The sequence below is a fragment of the Aureimonas sp. Leaf427 genome, from assembly GCF_001425485.1.
GTDB lineage: Bacteria > Pseudomonadota > Alphaproteobacteria > Rhizobiales > Rhizobiaceae > Plantimonas.
This window is the reverse complement of record NZ_LMQW01000052.1, coordinates 38,756-56,179: the sequence shown is the minus strand read 5'-3', so window position 1 is coordinate 56,179 and position 17,424 is coordinate 38,756. Positions and strand designations below refer to the sequence as shown.

Genomic DNA, 17,424 nt, shown 5'->3' with positions numbered 1-17,424 from the left:
CCCTTCGGGTTTGCCGTGGTCGTCCGCCCACTTTGTCGGCTTGCTAGGCCGTGGCCCCGCCACGGTCAGACCAAAACGGATGTTTTGGTCGACGTCGCAACCCTTCGCGTGGATCGGGCGGCCACGGCAAACAGAACTGGGTCCTATTGACCGTCCGATGCTCTAGCCTTGGCGCGTCGAGACGTGGGCGGCGGCGGCGGCGTTGGCGCGCGCGAGGCTCTCGGCGAAGGGGACGCCGCCCGCAAGCTCGGCCACGAAGGAGCCGACGAACGTGTCGCCCGCCCCGTGCGTGCTGACGAGCTGGACGGGCAGGGCTTCGAGGACGACCGGCGCCTCTCCGCGCCGCACGCCGGCGAGCCCGTCCCCGCCGGCCGTCACCACGACGGCGGCGAAGCGCTCGGCCAGCATCCGGGCGGCGTCCGCGGCGGCGGCAAGATCGGCGACGGGATGGCCGGACATCTGCTCGGCCTCGATCGCGTTGACGACGAGAATGTCCACCAGCCCCGCCAGCTCGTCCGAGAGCGGGCGATAGGGGGCCGCGTTCAGGCAGACGAGCGCGCTCGCGGCCTTGGCGGCTCTGGCGGCGGCGACGTTGATCGCGTCGGGCACCTCGTTCTGGAGGATCAGCGCGCGCGCATCGACCCAGAGGCCGGGCTCGGCGAGGCCGGCCGGATCGATCGCGAGATTGGAGCCGGAGACGATGACCGCGCCATAGTCGCCCTCGGCATCGGAGATCGCGACGCTCATGCCCGAGCCGATGCCGGAGAGGCGCGCCACGCGACCCGCGTCGACGCCGCCGCGTTCGAGCTCGGCGAGGAGGAAGATGCCGAAATCGTCGGCCCCGACCGCGCCTGCCATGCGAACGTCGGCGCCGGCCTTCGCGGCGGCGACGGCCTGGTTGCCGCCCTTGCCGCCGAATTTCGGACGCCAGGCGTGGCCGGTGACGGTCTCGCCCTTGCGCGGACGGTCGGGCGCATCGACCATGATGTCGTAGTGGAGGCTCCCGACGACGACGATCGAGGGCTTGCGGGGCAGAGAGGTCATGAGGTTCGTCGCTTGGCTTTGACGGCGCCCATCGTGGCGGCGAGGTTGCGTTCGGCGGAGGCGAGGTCGCGCTGGGCGACCGCCGCGAAGACCGCGTCGAAGATGATCAGCTGCGCGATGCGCGCGGCCGCGTTCTCGCCCAGAAGCGGCGAGCCCTGCGCCGTCGAGCAGAGGACGACGTCGGCGATGTCGGCGAGCGGCGAGGTCGCGTAGTTGGTGAGGGCGATCGTGCGCGCGCCGCGCTTGCGGGCCAGTTCAACCGGCTCGATCACGGCGGTCGTCGTGCCCGAATGCGAGAAGGCGATGACGACGTCGCCCTCGCCGAGAAGGGCCGCCGACATCAGCATCATGTGCGCGTCGTCGAAGACCGAGCAGCGCACGCCGATGCGCAGGAACTTGTGGGCGACGTCACGGGCGATCTGGGCGGAGCCGCCGATGCCGTAGAAGTCGCGCTGCCGGGCCTTGGCGATCAGCTCGACCGCGCGATCGAAGGCCTGCGGGTCGAGGATGGAGAGCGTCTCCTCCAGCGCGTGGATCGAGGTGCGGAAGACCTTCTGGGCGATCTCCGCGCTCGTGTCGTCCGGCGAGATCTCCTGGTGAAGCTCGGCGGTGGGCAGGCGGTTGTAGTCGACGATGCCGCTGCGAAAGTCCTTGAAGCCGGAAAAGCCGAGCTTCTTGGCGATCTTCACGATCATGGCGCCGGACACGCCGGCATCGTCGGCGATCGTCTTCAGCGCGGTCGTCTCGTCGAAGTCGCGCCGGCCGACCATCATCTCCACCACCCGCGCCTCCAGCGGCGTCAGGTAGGGCATCATCATACGGATCCGCGGGCCGACGGTCCTCGGATCCGTAAAAGACATATTCATCCGCGGCCCCTCGTCGCCCGATCGATCAGCATGGCGACGAGGATGATAAGGCCGGTGGCGAGAAGTTGATAGAACGCCTGAACATTCAGAAGCGTCAGGCCGTTGCGAAGCGAGCCGAGGATGATGGCGCCGAGCAGCGTGCCAACGATCGAGCCCTTGCCGCCCATCAGCGAGGCGCCGCCGATGGCCGCCGCCGCGATGGCGTCGAGCTCCCAGAGCGTGCCGAGCGTCGGATCGGCCGCGCCCAGGCGCCCGACGAGGATGAGGCCGGCCACCGAGGCGAGGCCGCCCGAGATGACGTAGCTCGCGATCTTCGTCATGGCGACGGGAACGCCGGCGATGTGCGAGGCCTCCTCGTTGCCGCCGACCGCCAGGAAATACTCGCCGAGCGGGGTCTTGTTGAGGACGATCCAGATGACGAGGGCGAGCACCGCGACGATGAGGATCGGGCTCGGGACGCCGAAGACGGTGGCGTTGAAGAGGCTGCGGAACTCCGGGGGAATGCCGAAGATCGGATTGCCGCCGGTGTAAATCAGCGAGGAGGCCCGGTAGAGCGAGAGCGTGCCGAGCGTCACGATGAAGGGCTGCAGGCCGCCATAGGCGACGAGGATGCCGTTCACCGCGCCGGCCGCCATGCCGATGAGGAGCGCCAGCGGAATGGCGAGGACGATGGGCGTTCCGCCCGCCATCAGCGCCGCCGCGGCGACCGCCGCGATGGCCGCGACCGGGCCGACCGAGAGATCGATGCCGCCCGCGATGATGACCAGCGTCATGCCGAGCGCCACGCAGGCGTTGATCGAGGATTGCTGGAGGATGTTGAGGAGATTGCGCTCGGTCAGGAAGTTCGGGCTGAGCGCGGAGAAGACGATCACGATCGCGACGAGGCCGAGAAGCGTGCCGGCATCGCGCAGGCCGAAGCTGAAGCGCCTGCGATGAACGGGGGCGGAAAGCGTGGGGGGCGTGGTGGTGGACGAGTCGGGCATGGTTCAGGACCTCGAGGCGGAGGTGGAAACGGAGGCTTTGGCCGATTGCGGCACGGCGAGGGCGACGATCGCCTCCTCGCTCATGTCCTCGCGCTCGATGACGCCGGCGATGCGGCCCTCGCGCATGACGAGGACGCGGTCCGAGACGCGGAGGATCTCGGGCAGTTCGGAGGAGACGACGATCATCGAGCGCCCTTCGGCGGCAAGCTTCTCGATCAGCGCGTAGATTTCGGCCTTCGCCCCGACGTCGATGCCGCGCGTCGGCTCGTCGAAGAGGAGGATGCTGGCGCCCGCCGCGATCCAGCGGCCGATGATCGCCTTCTGCTGGTTGCCGCCGGAAAACGTGCCGATGGGCTTCTCGATGTCGAGCGGGCGAAGGTTCAGCTCGCGCATGAGCTTGGTGCTCGCCTCCGCCAACGCCCGATTCCTGACGAAGCCGAAGCGCGAGAACTTGTGCATGGAGGACAGGGCGATGTTGGAGCGCACGGAGCGGCGGGCGACGATGCCGTCGCGCTTGCGCTCCTCCGGCAGGAGGCCGAGCCCGGCGGCGATCGCCCGGCGCGGATTGCCGAGCGACAGGCGCTTGCCCTGAACCGTGATCGTGCCTTTGTCCGGCCGGTCGACGCCGGCGAGAAGGCGCAGAAGCTCGGTGCGCCCGGCGCCGACGAGACCGGAAATGCCGAGCACCTCGCCGCGCCGCAGCTGAAAGCTCGCATCCTGCACGGCCGAGCCGCGCGACAGATCCGAGACGTCGAGCACGACCTCCTCGCGGGCAAAGCCCTGGTGATGGGCGGTGGCGAGTTCGCGCCCGACCATGCGCTGGATGACCTCGGCCTCCGTCGTGTCCTTCATGACGACGTCGCCGACGAGGCGCCCGTCGCGCAGGATCGTCGCCCGGTCGCAGACGCGGAAGACCTCGTCCATCTTGTGCGAAACGTAGATGACCGAGACGCCCTTCTGCGAGAGATCGTGGATGAGCACGGCGAGGCGCTCGAACTCGGCCGGCGTCAGGCTGGAGGTCGGCTCGTCCATGGCGAGAACCTTGGCGTCCTCCATCATGGCGCGGGCGATCTCGACGATCTGGCGCTGGGCGACCTTCAGCGTGCGGATGGAAACGGACGGGTCGATCGAGGGATCGAGGGGCGCAAGGGCCGCGGCGGCGGCGCGCTCCTGCGCGCGGCGGTCGACGAGAAGGCCGCCGGCGGTGCGGATGGGGCGGCCGAGAAACATGTTCTGGGCGACGGTCAGCTCGGGAACGTGCTGGAGCTCCTGGTGGATCATCGCGATGCCGGCGGAGCGCGCGGCGCCCGGGCCGTGGCCGACGACGCGCACCCCGTCGATCTCGACATGGCCGGCGGAGGGCTCGAAGACGCCGGACAGGATGCGCAGGAGCGTCGACTTGCCCGCGCCGTTCTCGCCGAGCAGCCCGTGGACGCTGCCGCGCGCGACCGACATGGAAACGCCGTCGAGCGCCTTCAGCGCGCCGAAGCTCTTTTCGACATCCACGAGTCTGAGGCGGTCCATGCCAGATGTCATCCGATCAGTTCCTCTCGGCGCAGCGTCGGCCCGGCTTGGTTCGATGCGGCTGGATGCAATTTGCGAAGGGGCCGGAAGGTCCGGGAAACCACGGGCGGCGCTCGACGGCGCCCCCCTCTGCCTGCCGGCATCTCCCCCTCAAGGGGGGAGATCAGTCTCGTCGTCGAAACTGCCGATCTCCCCCCTTGAGGGGGAGATGTCCGGCAGGACAGAGGGGGGCGCCGTCGAAAGCGAACGGCAGCCAAACCGCAGCGCCGTCGAGCGCGACCCCCTCCGTCGACCGAACCTTCGCTTACTTCGCCTGCTTCAAAAGAACCTCGCGGAGGGCGTCGCCCTTGGCGGCGAAGGTCTCGACATTGTCCTTGGTGATGAGGGCCTGGGGCGTCGAGACGACGCGGGGCAGGTCCTGCTTGGCGGCGAGACGCAGGCCGACTTCCATCGCGACCTCGCCGGTGAGGACGGGGAAGCTGTCGACCGTGCCGGTCAGCTCGCCCGCCCGGATCGAGGCATAGGCGTCGGAAATGCCGTCGGTGCCGAAGACGACGACCTTGTCCTGCAGACCGGCGGCCTTCACGGCCTCCACGACGCCGAGCGCCATGCCGTCATTGTTGGCGTAGAAGCCGACGAGATCGGCGTTCTGCTGCAGGATCGTGGCGGCCGCGTCGTAGGCGACCTGGCGGTCCCAGTTGCCGGGAACGGAGGCGACGACGGTGAACTTGCCGCCGACGGCGATCGTCTCGGAGAAGCCCTTGGTGCGCTGGCCGGCGGCGAAGACGCCCGCCTGGCCCTCGATCACGGCGACCTTGCCGCCCTCGGGGCGGTTTTCCAGGAACCACTTGGCGACGCGCATGCCGTTGTCGCGCTGCACGTTGCCGACATAGTGCCGGACGCTCGGGATGACGGCGTCGTTGACGTTGACGACCGGAATGCCCTGGGCCTCCGCGCTTTCGAGCGCGGGCTGGAGGTTGTTGTCGGTCTGGGGCGAGAAGAGAAGCGCGTTGAAGCCCTGGCCGATCAGCGTCTCGGCGATCGAGAGCTGGCCGAGCTGGTCGCCCTCGCTCTGCGCCGCCTGATAGACGACCTCGGCGCCGACCTTGTCGCCGAAGGCCTTGTAGCCCTCGCCGAGGCTGCGCCAATATTCGTTGGTCAGCGTCTTGGAGACGCCGCCGACGCGCGTGCCGGACGGCACGGCCGGAAGCGCGCCGAACTTCTCGGTCAGCTGCGACCACTCGATGCGGTCGGTCTCGGTGTCGGAGTTCAGCGGCGCCAGATCCTGCGCGGCGGCCATGTGGGCGACGAGCGCGAGCGCGCCGGCGGCGACGAGTGACGTCAGGCGAATGGTCATGTCGGTTCCTCCCGGAGATGATGCCGGACGTCTCAGGACGCGGTCCGGCGCGCGGTATCGGTCACGGACCGGCGCTGGAGGCGCCGGTCGATGTTCGTTGATGATCGGTGCTCGGGCGCGGCCCGATGTCGGTTCGAAATCGGCGCAGACGCGCCGCCCGTCTTCGGTCTGAAATCGGCGCTCAGGCGCCGATCAGGGCCTCGTTGACGATGCTCTGGCTGGCGACGCCGTCCTGGCGTCCCTGCGCTTCGCCGAGGCGGTTGTCGCCGTCGAGCCTGTCGGCGATCGCGAGAAGGCGGTGGACGGTCGCGATGTTCGTCTCGCACTCCGCGACGGGGTCGAGGCCCGACGCGTCGGGAAACGTGTCGAAGTAGAGCGCGCCGTCGTAGCCGTCGCGGCGGATCTGGCGCAGCAGTTCCAGCGTCGAGCGCAGATGCACCGCGCCGACCATCAGCCCGTCGTCGCGCTTGCCGTAGCCATCGTTCAGATGGACGCCGAGAAGGCGCGAGCGGCGGGCGATCAGGGTCGCGGCATAGGCGGGCTGCTCGCCGGCATAGAGCGCATGGGCGAAATCGAGCGTGACGCCAAGATTGGCGCAGCCGACGTCGTCGATGGCCAGAAGCGTCGTGGCGCAGTCGCGCAGGAGCGCATGGGCGCGCGGCTCGTCCGGCTTGTACTCGATGGAGATGAGGCAGTCCGGGTCGTGCTCGGCCACCGCGCGAAGGCCGGCGATCTCGAGATCCCAGGCCTCGGCATAGTCGAGCTGGAAGTTGTAGTCGAACCCGTCCTGGCCGAGCCAGATCGTCATGAGGTTGGAGCCCATGGCCCGCGCGGCGTCGATGCCCTGCTTGGTGAGGTCGATCGCTTCCTGCCTCACGGTTTTGTCGGGATTCGTGAAGGCGCCGAGCTTGAAGGCGGGGTTCGTGTAGTAGCGCATGGCGAGGCCGTTGATCGCGAGGCCGAGATCGCCGACGCGCTGGCCGATCACCTTCGGATCGCCCGAGACATGGTCGGGAAAGTTCAGGTCGAGATCGGTAAGTCCTTTGGCCGTCGCGGCTCTTTCCGCCATCTGCATCATGGAGGGCTTGCCCTTGAGGTCGGGCCAGAAGGCCTGCGGGGCGGAGCCGAAGGAGTTGAGACGGGTGGCGAAGCGGCTGATGGACATGACCAAGTTCCTCGTTCTGACTTCACGATCTAAGGTAATTCTGTGAAGTCGTCAATCGTATGACAAGCTTTTTTCCGCCTAAAACCTTGTCCGGAAAGAGCGTTTCGCGCCTCTGTCAGCCGCGCCTCCGAGGCGCGCGCAGGCCGGCCCGCGGAAGGTCCGCAGGCGGGGGAGGGCGATCCCGCGACCAGGGTTTGCCTCCGGCGCCGCCTCGGCCGGGAGACGGCCGCAAGCGCGAGCCTCTACTTCACGGCGCCGGCCGTCAGGCCCTTCACGATGAAGCGCTCCAGGAAGATGCCGACGAGGACGAGCGGGGCGATGGCGGCGGTCGCGATGGCGGCCATCGACCACCAGTTGATGCCCTGCGATCCCGTCTGGCTCGCCACCATGACGGGAAGCGTCTTGGCATTGGCCCCGGTGAGGAGGGCGGCGAAGAAATACTCGTTCCAGCAGAGGATGACGGAGAGGATGAAGGCCGCGACCATGCCGGGCAGCGCGATCGGCAGGACGATGCGCAGGAACGCGCCCCAGATCGAGCAGCCGTCGACGAGCGCGGCCTGTTCGAGCTCGATCGGCATCCCGTCGAACTGGTCGCGCATGATCCAGATGACGATGGGCAGGACCGTCAGCGTGTAGATGAGGACGAGGCCCGTCAGCGTGTCGAGCAGCGCGAGGTTCTTGTAGAGGACGAGGAAGGGCATCGCGAGCACGACCGGCGGCAGGATCAGCTGCGACAGGAAGAAGAAGGAAATGTCCTTGTTGCGCATCCAGAGGAATTTGTAGGGAAAGCGGCTGAGCCCGTAGGCCGCGAGCGAGCCGAGAAGGACGGCGAGGAAGGAGGCGCCGAGCGCCGCGACGATCGAGTTCGCGAAGCGGCGCAGGAACTCCTCGCGCACCGTCGAGGTCGCGAAGATCGTGTCCGGCGAGAGGCCGAGCGAGCGCCAGCCCTTCCAGTCCGGCCAGAAGTCGACGAAGGGGATGAGGTGCCCCTGCGTGACGTTCACGGCCGTCTTCATCGAGGTCGTGATCGTCCAGTAGATCGGAAAGAGCGAGACGAAGGCCCAGACGATCAGCGCCACGTAGATCGCGATCCGGCCGATGCGGCCGGCGGTCTTCGAGGGCGCCAGGCGCTCGGCGTCGGCGTCCATCGCGGCTGCTGGGGCAAGGCTCGTCATGGCGGAGGTCCCCATCTCAGGCGCCCTTCTGCATCCAGCGGGAGACTGCCTTCAGGAGCAGCGCCACGAAGACGATGATGATCACGAGATAGACTTCGGCGAGCATCGTGCCGTAGCCGACGTTGGAGCGGTCGCGATATTCGCGGAAGATGAAGCTCGACACGGTGTCGGTGGCCCCGCCCGGTCCGCCCGCCGTGACGTTGATGACGATGTCGGCGAGCTTCAGCTCGAAGATGATGCGCAGCACCACCGCCGTGATCGAGACCGGCAGCATCAGGGGAAAGGTGATCTCGCGGAAGGACTGCCAGCCGCTCGCCCCGTCCACCTTGGCCGCCTCCCGGATCTCCTGCGGCAGGGCCTGGAGGCCGGCCAGAAGCAGGATCATGATGAAGGGGATGGAGACCCAGGCATCCATCGCCATGATCGAGACGCGCGCGGCCGTCGGCGAGGCGAAGAAGGCGGGATTGTCGATGCCGAGGTGCCGCGCGAGCGTCGCCATCGGGCCGAACCGGTATTCCATCAGCGACTTGCCGATCATCCAGGACACCGCGACCGGGGACAGCATCAGCGGCAGGAGAAAGGCGACGCGGAAGAACTTTCGCGCGCGGATCTCCGCATTGAGGAGGAGCGCGAGGCCGAAGGCGATGGCGTATTGCACCAGAACCGCCAGAACATAGAGAACCATGTTCAGGAGCGCGTTCCAGAAGTAGCGGTCGCCGAGGAGCTGGACGAAATTGTCGACGCCGTTGAAGCGCGGACCCGCGGCGGAAGAGAGGTTCCAGTCGGTGAAGGCGATGCCGAGGCCGAAGAAGGTCGGGAAGATCACCATGGCGACGGTGAAGAGCACGGCCGGCAGCACGAAGAGCGCCTTCTCGCCATCCTCGCCCCGGATCAGCACCTGCGCGGCGCAGAGCGCCAGCGACCAGACGAGATAGGCGTAGAGGACGGGGCGCCAGTCGGAAAAGCCGAGCGAGACGAGGCCGGCGGACTGGGCGGCCTGCAGGGCGACGAGGAGGAGGAGCCCGGCGGAGGCGAGCGAAAGAAGAATCCGGCCGAGCCGGCGGTGGCCGGGCGCCGTGTCGTGCGCGGGGACCTGCGACAGCGCGTGGTCCTCGTGGAGGGTCATGGAGTTCGGCATGACGTCTGGAATGCTCCATGGAGGAAGGTGAGGGGGTGGCGGCGCACGCCCCTCATCCGGCCGCTTCGCGTCCACCTTCTCCCCGGAAGGGAGAAGAATGGCGCTTTGCTCTGCACCGTCTGCGGTTTGCTTCTTCTCCCCTCCGGGGAGAAGGTCCCGGCAGGGGGATGAGGGGCCCGTGCCCCGCCATCCCCCGACCCCTCAAACCCCGAGCGAGGCCTTGTAGAGCTTGATCTGGCTTTCGCGGCCGATCTGGTCGGTGATCTTCTCCCAGGCCGCCGCGATGGCGTCGGCGCCGGCCTGGGCCGTCGCCTGGCCGGCGAAGATCTTGGCGAGCTCGTCCTCGGCGACGCTGTAATACTGGAAGATGCCGGGGATGCGGGGCTCGATCGCCGCGTTCGGGTGGTTGTAGGAATTGGACTGGGAGGCGAGGTAGTTCGAGATGAACGCCTCGTCGTAGCCCGCGCCCACCCATTCCTTCACGTCGAACTGGCTCTTGCGGTAGCACTGGAAGCCCGACGGATAGGCCGCGGTCCAGAGCGCCAGATCCTTGCCGCCGAGATGGGCCGCCGCGCTCCAGGCGGCCTTCTTCTTCTTCTCGTCGCTCTCGACGCGCGCCATCACGTAGACGCCCCAGCCCAGATACGCCATGTTCGGCGCCTGGTTCGGGCCGGAGGGCAGCGTGTCCCACTGGCCGGTCTTGGAATTGTAGACGTCGTCGGAGCCCGGCAGGATGTCGAAGGCGATCGTGTCGCCGACGACCGAGGAGTCGCTCGTGCGCGCCGACGAGCCGACATCGCCCCACCAGGCGAGCATCGAGCCGGTGCCGGCCAGGAACTGCTGGAAGGCGGCGGTGCCGGGATCGGCGTTCAGCTGGTCGCCCGCCTCCGAGGGCAGCGCGTCCACCACGTCCTGGATCGCGCGGACCCAGGCGGGGTTGTTGATGCGCGGCTTCATCGTGTCGACGTCGAAGAGCCAGGCCTTGTCGTCGGGATGCTTGGCGTAGGCGGTGGCTCTGGAGCCGAGGAAGTAGAAGCCGAAACCGCCCCACGCTTTCGGACTGTCGAGATAGCCGACGGCCTCCATGCCGCCGATCGTCTTGCCCTTCAGGAACTTCGTCGCCTCCTGGACCTTCTGCCAGGTCTTCGGCACGCCCCAGTCGCCCGTGTGGCCCTCGTCCGTCCAGGCCTTGGCGAGCTCGGCATCGGAGAAGACGTCGGTCCGGTAGTTGAAGTTGTGGCAGTCGCCGTCGACGGAGACGCGGTAGGTCTTGCCCTCCCAGGTGCCGACATTGCCGCGTAGGTAGTCGACATAGTCGTCCATGTCGATCTGGGCCTTCACCCAGTCCGGCATTTCCGAGGCGAGGCCCCGGCCGCAGACGTCGCCTTCGAAGGGCGCGCCCATTTCCAGGATGTCGAAATCGACCGTGCCGGTGGCGATCGCCTGCTGGAGGCGGGGATTGTAGTCGGCCTGGGCGAGATCGATCCAGGTGATCCGGGCGCCCGTATAGGCCTCCCATGGCTTCAGGAAGCCGCGGAAGAGGAGATTGTGGAGGTTCTGGTTGTTGAGCCCCATGAAGGTCAGCTCGACCCCGGCGAACTCGCCCTCCGCGACGCTGGCCTTCGTGGCCTCGAGGCAGAGCTCGCCGACCTTCTGCCAGTCCGCGTCCGTCGGCGAACCCGCGCCGACGCCGGGAATGGCGAGGATCTGCGAGCGCACGCTCTCCTGCGCGGAGGCGCTGCGAGGGCCGAAGGCCGGAAGCCCGTTCGCGGCCGCGATGGCGGCCAGCGCCGCGCCGCCCTTCAGAAGTCCGCGCCGGCTGAGGCCTGATGCGAGCATGTGCTCGTAATGTCCGATCTTCATCCTGTCCTCCCATGGAGACCGCCGGCTTTCCCGTCCGTGCGGCCGATCGTTGCGGTCTTCGAAAGCGGCCCCGTGGGCGCGTTTCGAAGGGCGTTCAGGCGAGACGAACGCCGGTTTCGGCGTCGAAGAGATGCGCGCGGCCGGGGTCGGGCGTCAGCGGGATCAGGGCGCCGGCGGGGGCGAGGAAGCGGTCGTGGAAGACGACCGTGATGCGCTCGCCGCCGAAGCGCGCGATGATCTGCGTCTCCGAGCCGGTGGTCTCGACCAGGACGACCTCGGCGCTGCCGGGACCTTCATGCGTGAAGTGCTCGGGCCGGATGCCGTAGAGGACGGGCCGGCCGTCGCTGCCGGCGGGCGCCGCGCTGAGCGGCAGGACGAGGCCGCTCTCGAGAACGACGCTCGGCGTCTCTCCCGCGCGGATGCGGCCCTTCAGCATGTTCATGGAGGGCGAGCCGATGAAGCCGGCGACGAAGGCGTTCGCGGGGCGGTCGTAGAGATCGAGCGGCGAGCCGATCTGCTCCACGCGCCCGTCCTTCAGGACAACGATCTTGTCGGCCATCGTCATCGCCTCGACCTGGTCGTGCGTGACGTAGATCATGGTCGTCGCGAGCCGGCGCTGCAGCTCGCGGATCTCGGCGCGCATCTGGACGCGCAGCTTGGCGTCGAGATTGGACAGCGGCTCGTCGAAGAGGAAGACCTTCGGATTGCGCACGATGGCGCGGCCCATGGCGACGCGCTGGCGCTGTCCGCCCGAGAGCTGGCGCGGCAGGCGGTCGAGATAGGGTTCGAGGTCGAGGATGCGCGCCGCATTCTTCACGCGCGCCTCGATCTCGGCCTTGGCCTCGCCGCGCATCTTCAGCGCGAAGCCCATATTGGCCGCGACCGTCTTGTGGGGATAGAGCGCGTAGGACTGGAAGACCATCGCGATGTCGCGATCCTTCGGCGGCAGCGCGTTGACCACGCGCCCGTCGATGCGGATCTCGCCGGAGGAGATCGTATCGAGCCCGGCCACCATGCGAAGCAGCGTGGACTTCCCGCAGCCGGACGGCCCGACGAGGATCACGAACTCCCCGTCCGGAATGTCGACCGAAACGCCATGGATCACGGCATGTTCGCCGTAAGCCTTGCGCACATCGACGATACCCATCGACGCCATGCGGCACTCCTCCCTCGGCCCCTCGGCGAAGGCTGCGCGCCCACCCCGCGCCGGGCGGGCCGAAAGGCCTTGCGCCAGGTGCGGGCGGAACGGCCGCCTTTGCCGCCGGCCCTCCCGACCGACCGCTCAGACTTCACACAATCCTAGAAATCTGTAAAGCCTCATTCCAACGCTTTGCATAGCAATCGACTGTTGCAGCGCGGTATAATTGCTGCATCGCATGACAATCCTGCTTCATTTGCTTGGATAGCGGTGGAAAGCCGTCTGGATTTCCCCGGACGATGAGCGTAGCGAGGGCTTCCGCCCCTGCCGCTCTTCACGGGAATGGTTGGGTTCGTGAAGTTGGCGGCCCACCGGCCGCAAGGGGCCTTGGGAGGACCGCACATGCTGAAGGGTATCGATCCGCGTCTCAGCGCGGAGATCGTCCATGTTCTCATGCTGATGGGTCATGGCGACGATCTCGTCGTCTGCGACGTCAACCATCCCGCCGCCGCCATCGCCCGCGACACGGTCTACGGAAAGATCGTCGATCTTTGCGGCTGCGGCATTCCGGCCGCGCTGGAGGCCATCCTCTCGCTCATGCCGATCGACGATTTCGTGGAGGCGCCGGTCGCGCGCATGCAGGTCGTGGGACGCCCGGAGGCCGAGATGCCGATCTTCGGCGCCGTCCAGGCCGTGGTCGACCGGATGGCGGGCCGCCCCGTCGGGATGCAGGCGCTGGAGCGCTTCGCCTTCTACGACGCGGCCAAACGCGCCTTCGCCATCGTGCGCACCTCCGATCCCGGCCCTTACGGCTGCTTCATCCTGCGCAAGGGCGTGATCGACGCCTGACGGACCGGCCCAGGCTGAGCGCCGCGCCGACCGGCGTCGGGGTCGCCGATACCGCGAGGCATGGAGGATGACTCGCGGGGACTCCTATGGCGGATGTCCCGAGCCTTGGAGGTTCCCGGACTTTCGGACCGTCTTCCTGGGTCGGATGCATTGGCGTCGTCGGCCGCCGGCATGAAGTGACGGCGCAAGCCCCGGTTCGATCCCGGGGCAGCGGATGCCGCGCACACCGACGGGACGGCGCAGCGTGCCCCGGACTCGATGACGAGGCTCGCTCGGCCTGCTCCCCCTCCCATCCACCCGGCCGACTCCTTCCAGAACATCCGAACGACCGTCGCGGCGGACATCCGGTCGAAGGCCGCGTCCGAGCCTTCGTGCGCGCGCGCTCCCATTCATCGCAGAGCCTTGAGGCCCCCGAACCCGGGAATCCCCGCCATGGGGGGCGGATGGCCGGGCGCGTTCGGCACGAGCCGGCGGTAGAAACCAGACCTGTACTCTTGTCATAACCCGAGAACAAATGTATCGGAATGGCAGGGAGGATATTCGATGACGCTTCTTCACGTTGGCCTCGCGGCCGAGCTCAATGCCTATGCCGACAAGCATGGACCCGTCACGGTGGGCCTGGCCGGATCCGGCCAGATGGGCACCGACATGGTGGTCCAGCTCGGCCTGATGCCCGGCGTCCGCCTGGGCGCGCTGTCGGAGCTGAACATCGCCGGCGCCGAGGCGGCGCTGAAGATGGCGGGCTCCGATTTCTCGCGCGCCTCCAGCGCGGCCGAGATCGACCGCGCCATCGAGAGCGGCCGCGTCGCGCTGACCGAGGACTACAAGGCGCTCTGCGCCTCCGGCCATGTCGANCGCGCCTCCAGCGCGGCCGAGATCGACCGCGCCATCGAGAGCGGCCGCGTCGCGCTGACCGAGGACTACAAGGCGCTCTGCGCCTCCGGCCATGTCGATGTCGTGATCGACGCCACGGGCAATCCGAACGTCGGCACGCTGATCGCGCTGGAGGCGTTCCGCAACGGCAAGCATGTCGTCATGCTGAACGTCGAGGCCGACATCACGATCGGGCGCTTCCTGCGCGAGGAGGCGGCGAAGGCCGGCGTCGTCTACACGGGCGCGGCCGGCGACGAGCCTGCCGCGACGATCGAGATCGTCGGCTTCTCCCAGTCGCTCGGCTTCGACATCGTCTGCGCCGGCAAGGGCAAGAACAACCCGCTGAAGTTCGACGCGACGNGCCGCGACGATCGAGATCGTCGGCTTCTCCCAGTCGCTCGGCTTCGACATCGTCTGCGCCGGCAAGGGCAAGAACAACCCGCTGAAGTTCGACGCGACGCCCGACGCCTACGAGGAGGAGGCGCGCCGCCGCAACATGAACGCGCGCATGCTGGTCGAGTTCGTCGACGGCTCGAAGACCATGATCGAGATGGTCGCGGTCGCCAATGCCACCGGCCTCGTGCCCGACGTGCCGGGCATGCACGGCCCCGCCGCCACGCGCGACGAACTCGCCTCCGTGCTCTGCACGAAGGAGGACGGCGGCGTCCTGTCCGGCACGGGCAAGGTCGACTATTCGATCGGCAAGGGCGTCGCGCCCGGCGTCTTCTGCATCGTCAAGCCAAAGCACGAGCGCGTGCTGGAGCGCATGAGCGATCTGAAGATGGGCCCCGGCCCCTGCTACACGATCTTCCGCCCCTATCACCTGACSAGCCTCGAAGTGCCGCTCTCGGCCGTGCGCGCCGTGATCAAGAAGGCGCCGGACATGGAGCCGGCCGAGCGCCCGGTCGCCGAATGCGTGACGCTCGCCAAGCGCGACCTCAACCCCGGCGACGTGCTCGGCAAGATCGGCGAATACGACTATCGCGGCTTCGCCATGACCTGGGAGGGSGCCCGCGACGAGCGCGCGCTGCCGCTGGGGCTTGCCGAGAACGCCCGCGTCACCCGCGCCGTCAAGGCGGGCGAGAAGCTGACCTATGCCAATTGCGAGCCGGACGACAGCCTCGTGATCTCCCAGATCCGGCGTCGTCTCGACCAGGCCGACAGCCGCTTCGTGGCGAGCACGGCGGCCTGAGGGGAAGGATCGAGGCCATGTCCGCCAGTTCCACGCTTGCCCCCGAGGGCCAGTTCCACGCTTGCCCCCGAGGCGCCGCCCGCCGCCGACGTCGCGGCATCGACCGCGCGCGCGGCGTCCTCCCGAGACGGCGACAACCGCCCCTTTGCCTTCCGGCACTTCCCGGCAGAGGTCTTGAAGGACGCGCTGCGCCAGATGCATCTCATCCGCCGCTTCGAGGAGGGGGCGGAGGAGAGCTACACGCGCGGCCTCATCCACGGAACCATGCACCTGTCGATCGGGCAGGAGGCGAGCGCCGTCGGCATCTGCCTGCCGCTCACCGACACCGACCAGATCACCTCCACCCATCGCGGCCACGGCCACTGCATCGCCAAGGGCGCGGAGGTCGGCCGGATGTTCGCCGAGTTCTTCGGCAAGGAGACNACCGACACCGACCAGATCACCTCCACCCATCGCGGCCACGGCCACTGCATCGCCAAGGGCGCGGAGGTCGGCCGGATGTTCGCCGAGTTCTTCGGCAAGGAGACCGGCTATTGCCGCGGCCGCGGTGGCTCCATGCACATCGCGGACGTGACGAAGGGCAATCTGGGGGCCAACGGCATCGTCGGCGGCGGCCTGCCGATCGCGGTCGGCGCCGCGCTCTCCATGAAGATGCAGAAGCGCCCGGACGTCGTCGTCTCCTTCTTCGGCGACGGCGCCAACAACGAGGGCGCCTTCCACGAGGCCTTGAACATGGCCTCCATCTGGAAGCTGCCGGTCGTCTTCGTCTGCGAGAACAACAAATACGGCATGTCGGTCTCCACCGAGCGCTCGACGGCGGTCAAGAACGTCGCCGACCGGGCCGSGGCCTACGCCATGCCGGGCGTGATCGTCGACGGCAAYGCGCTGTCGGACGTGGCGGAGGCCTCGGTGCGGGCGATCGAGCGGGCGCGGGCGGGCGAGGGGCCGACCCTCATCGAGTGCAAGACCTATCGCCATCGCGGCCATTCCAAGAGCGACCGCAACCGCTACCGCACGAAGGAAGAGATCGACGACTGGATCGCCAAGGACCCGATCGGCCGSTTCGAGGCCGAGATGCTGGAATACGGTCTCGTCGATGCCGGCGGGATCGAGGCCATCCGGGCGGACGTGGAGCGGGAGATCGCGGAGGGCATCGAGTTCGCCAAGGCCTCTCCCTCGCCCCGTCCCGAAGACGCGACGCGCTTCGTCTACACGGCCTGACCGCACGCTAAGGACCACGACGATGAGCGAGACCATCACTGCGGCATCCGGCCGCGAGCTTTCCTATGCCCAGGCGATCCAGGAGGCGATCGCCATCGCCATGGAGGAGGACGACCGCGTCTTCATCATGGGCGAGGATATCGGCGTCTACGGCGGSGCCTTCCAGGTCACSGGCGATCTCGTSCACCGCTTCGGCGCCGATCGCGTGATCGACACGCCGATCTCCGAGCTCGGCGGGGCGGGCGTCGCGGTSGGCGCGGCGCTGACCGGCATGCGCCCGATCTACGAGTTCCAGTTCTCCGACTTCGCGACGCTCGCSATGGAGCAGATCGTCAACCAGGCGGCCAAGCTGCGYTTCATGCTGGGCGGGGCGGTCTCYGTGCCGCTCGTCATGCGCTTTCCCTCCGGCTCGGGCACGGGCGCGGCCGCGCAGCATTCGCAGAGCCTGGAGGCCTGGCTCGGCCACGTGCCGGGGCTGAAGGTCATCCAGCCCGCCACGCCCTACGACGCCAAGGGCATGCTGCTCGCCGCGATCGACGATCCCGACCCGGTCATGATCTTCGAGCACAAGATCCTCTACAAGATGAAGGGCGAGGTGCCGGAGGGGCGCTACACCGTGCCGATCGGCAAGGCGCTGGTACGCCGCCCCGGGCGCGACGCGACGATCGTGGCCACCGCCATCATGGTCCACAAGGCGCTGACGGCCGCCGAGGAACTGGCCGCCGAAGGGATCGACGTCGAGGTCGTCGACCTTCGCACCATCCGTCCGATGGACCACGAGACGATCATCGCGAGCGTCATGAAGACCGGCCGCCTCGTCTGCGTCTACGAGGGCGTGAAGACGCTCGGCGTCGGCGCGGAAATCTCCGCSATGATCGCGGAAAGCGAGGCCTTCGACTATCTCGACGCGCCGATCATCCGCCTCGGCGGCGCGGAATCGCCGATYCCCTACAATCCCGAGCTGGAAAAGGCCGTCGTGCCCCAGGTCCCCGACATCGTGCGGGCCGTTCGCGCGCTGAAGCTGCGGGAGCGCTGA

The 17,424-nt window shown here is 68.1% G+C and carries 13 protein-coding genes and 4 pseudogenes; 7 read left to right on the top strand and 10 right to left on the bottom strand.

All coding sequences use genetic code 11. The features are described from left to right. Positions 1 to 162: 162 nt before the first annotated feature. From ASG62_RS22850 to ASG62_RS22805, 10 genes are all read right to left on the bottom strand, one after another. Complete coding sequence (locus tag ASG62_RS22850) at positions 163 to 1,044, bottom strand: PfkB family carbohydrate kinase (RefSeq protein WP_056693098.1); 882 nt, start codon at positions 1,042 to 1,044, stop codon at positions 163 to 165. Continuing rightward, on the bottom strand, positions 1,041 to 1,910 hold the full coding sequence (locus tag ASG62_RS22845) for a MurR/RpiR family transcriptional regulator (RefSeq protein WP_056693100.1): 870 nt from the start codon (positions 1,908 to 1,910) through the stop codon (positions 1,041 to 1,043). The genes ASG62_RS22850 and ASG62_RS22845 overlap by 4 nt, the downstream gene beginning before the upstream one ends. Next, the gene (locus ASG62_RS22840; RefSeq protein ID WP_056693103.1) at positions 1,907 to 2,893 is read right to left on the bottom strand and encodes an ABC transporter permease; all 987 of its coding nucleotides are present in this window, start codon (positions 2,891 to 2,893) and stop codon (positions 1,907 to 1,909) included. The genes ASG62_RS22845 and ASG62_RS22840 overlap by 4 nt, the downstream gene beginning before the upstream one ends. Before the next feature lie 3 nt (positions 2,894 to 2,896). Beyond that, a complete protein-coding gene (locus tag ASG62_RS22835; RefSeq protein WP_156382326.1) occupies positions 2,897 to 4,417 on the bottom strand; it encodes a sugar ABC transporter ATP-binding protein in 1,521 nt (506 codons plus the stop codon). Between the two features lie 304 nt (positions 4,418 to 4,721). Continuing rightward, a complete protein-coding gene (locus ASG62_RS22830; RefSeq protein WP_056693110.1) occupies positions 4,722 to 5,774 on the bottom strand; it encodes a substrate-binding domain-containing protein in 1,053 nt (350 codons plus the stop codon). A gap of 181 nt (positions 5,775 to 5,955) precedes the next feature. After that, positions 5,956 to 6,939, bottom strand: a complete 984-nt coding sequence (locus ASG62_RS22825) for a sugar phosphate isomerase/epimerase family protein (protein ID WP_056693114.1) — start codon at positions 6,937 to 6,939, stop codon at positions 5,956 to 5,958. Positions 6,940 to 7,181: 242 nt separating this feature from the next. Continuing rightward, complete coding sequence (locus tag ASG62_RS22820; protein WP_056693214.1) at positions 7,182 to 8,087, bottom strand: carbohydrate ABC transporter permease; 906 nt, start codon at positions 8,085 to 8,087, stop codon at positions 7,182 to 7,184. A 43-nt stretch (positions 8,088 to 8,130) separates the two neighbouring features. Next, positions 8,131 to 9,240: a carbohydrate ABC transporter permease gene (locus ASG62_RS22815; RefSeq protein ID WP_156382325.1), complete on the bottom strand. Its 1,110-nt coding sequence runs from the start codon at positions 9,238 to 9,240 to the stop codon at positions 8,131 to 8,133. A 213-nt stretch (positions 9,241 to 9,453) separates the two neighbouring features. Next, complete coding sequence (locus ASG62_RS22810) at positions 9,454 to 11,115, bottom strand: ABC transporter substrate-binding protein (protein WP_056693122.1); 1,662 nt, start codon at positions 11,113 to 11,115, stop codon at positions 9,454 to 9,456. A gap of 94 nt (positions 11,116 to 11,209) precedes the next feature. Beyond that, positions 11,210 to 12,271 (bottom strand): ABC transporter ATP-binding protein, encoded by a 1,062-nt coding sequence (locus tag ASG62_RS22805; protein WP_056693132.1) that lies wholly within the window; start codon positions 12,269 to 12,271, stop codon positions 11,210 to 11,212. 384 nt (positions 12,272 to 12,655) lie between these two features. On the opposite strand from ASG62_RS22805, the gene ASG62_RS22800 reads away from it, so the two are divergent. From ASG62_RS22800 to ASG62_RS22785, 7 genes and pseudogenes are all read left to right on the top strand, one after another. After that, positions 12,656 to 13,102 carry an RbsD/FucU family protein gene (locus ASG62_RS22800; RefSeq protein WP_056693135.1) on the top strand — a complete coding sequence of 149 codons (447 nt, stop codon included), beginning with the start codon at positions 12,656 to 12,658 and terminating at the stop codon, positions 13,100 to 13,102. A 543-nt stretch (positions 13,103 to 13,645) separates the two neighbouring features. After that, positions 13,646 to 13,956 (top strand): annotated as a pseudogene (locus tag ASG62_RS28175) (homoserine dehydrogenase); the annotation flags it as partial. A 1-nt stretch (position 13,957) separates the two neighbouring features. Further along, positions 13,958 to 14,335 (top strand): annotated as a pseudogene (locus tag ASG62_RS27760) (homoserine dehydrogenase); the annotation flags it as partial. Position 14,336: 1 nt separating this feature from the next. Continuing rightward, positions 14,337 to 15,167 (top strand): annotated as a pseudogene (locus ASG62_RS27755) (homoserine dehydrogenase); the annotation flags it as partial. Between the two features lie 36 nt (positions 15,168 to 15,203). Then, positions 15,204 to 15,589 (top strand): annotated as a pseudogene (locus ASG62_RS27750) (thiamine pyrophosphate-dependent enzyme); the annotation flags it as partial. A 1-nt stretch (position 15,590) separates the two neighbouring features. Beyond that, positions 15,591 to 16,388: thiamine pyrophosphate-dependent dehydrogenase E1 component subunit alpha (locus tag ASG62_RS22790; RefSeq protein WP_244488613.1), on the top strand; the 798-nt coding region annotated here is incomplete at its 5' end. A 22-nt stretch (positions 16,389 to 16,410) separates the two neighbouring features. Beyond that, entirely contained in the window at positions 16,411 to 17,424 is a 1,014-nt protein-coding gene (locus ASG62_RS22785) for an alpha-ketoacid dehydrogenase subunit beta (protein ID WP_057180605.1), read from the top strand.

Bases quoted from the DNA above. Each gene is read 5' to 3' on its own strand.
- ASG62_RS22850 (WP_056693098.1), bottom strand. From the start codon at position 1,044: ATGACCTCTCTGCCCCGCAAGCCCTCGATCGTCGTCGTCGGGAGCCTC.
- ASG62_RS22845 (WP_056693100.1), bottom strand. From the start codon at position 1,910: ATGAATATGTCTTTTACGGATCCGAGGACCGTCGGCCCGCGGATCCGT.
- ASG62_RS22840 (WP_056693103.1), bottom strand. From the start codon at position 2,893: ATGCCCGACTCGTCCACCACCACGCCCCCCACGCTTTCCGCCCCCGTT.
- ASG62_RS22835 (WP_156382326.1), bottom strand. From the start codon at position 4,417: ATGGACCGCCTCAGACTCGTGGATGTCGAAAAGAGCTTCGGCGCGCTG.
- ASG62_RS22830 (WP_056693110.1), bottom strand. From the start codon at position 5,774: ATGACCATTCGCCTGACGTCACTCGTCGCCGCCGGCGCGCTCGCGCTC.
- ASG62_RS22825 (WP_056693114.1), bottom strand. From the start codon at position 6,939: ATGTCCATCAGCCGCTTCGCCACCCGTCTCAACTCCTTCGGCTCCGCC.
- ASG62_RS22820 (WP_056693214.1), bottom strand. From the start codon at position 8,087: ATGGACGCCGACGCCGAGCGCCTGGCGCCCTCGAAGACCGCCGGCCGC.
- ASG62_RS22815 (WP_156382325.1), bottom strand. From the start codon at position 9,240: ATGACCCTCCACGAGGACCACGCGCTGTCGCAGGTCCCCGCGCACGAC.
- ASG62_RS22810 (WP_056693122.1), bottom strand. From the start codon at position 11,115: ATGAAGATCGGACATTACGAGCACATGCTCGCATCAGGCCTCAGCCGG.
- ASG62_RS22805 (WP_056693132.1), bottom strand. From the start codon at position 12,271: ATGGCGTCGATGGGTATCGTCGATGTGCGCAAGGCTTACGGCGAACAT.
- ASG62_RS22800 (WP_056693135.1), top strand. From the start codon at position 12,656: ATGCTGAAGGGTATCGATCCGCGTCTCAGCGCGGAGATCGTCCATGTT.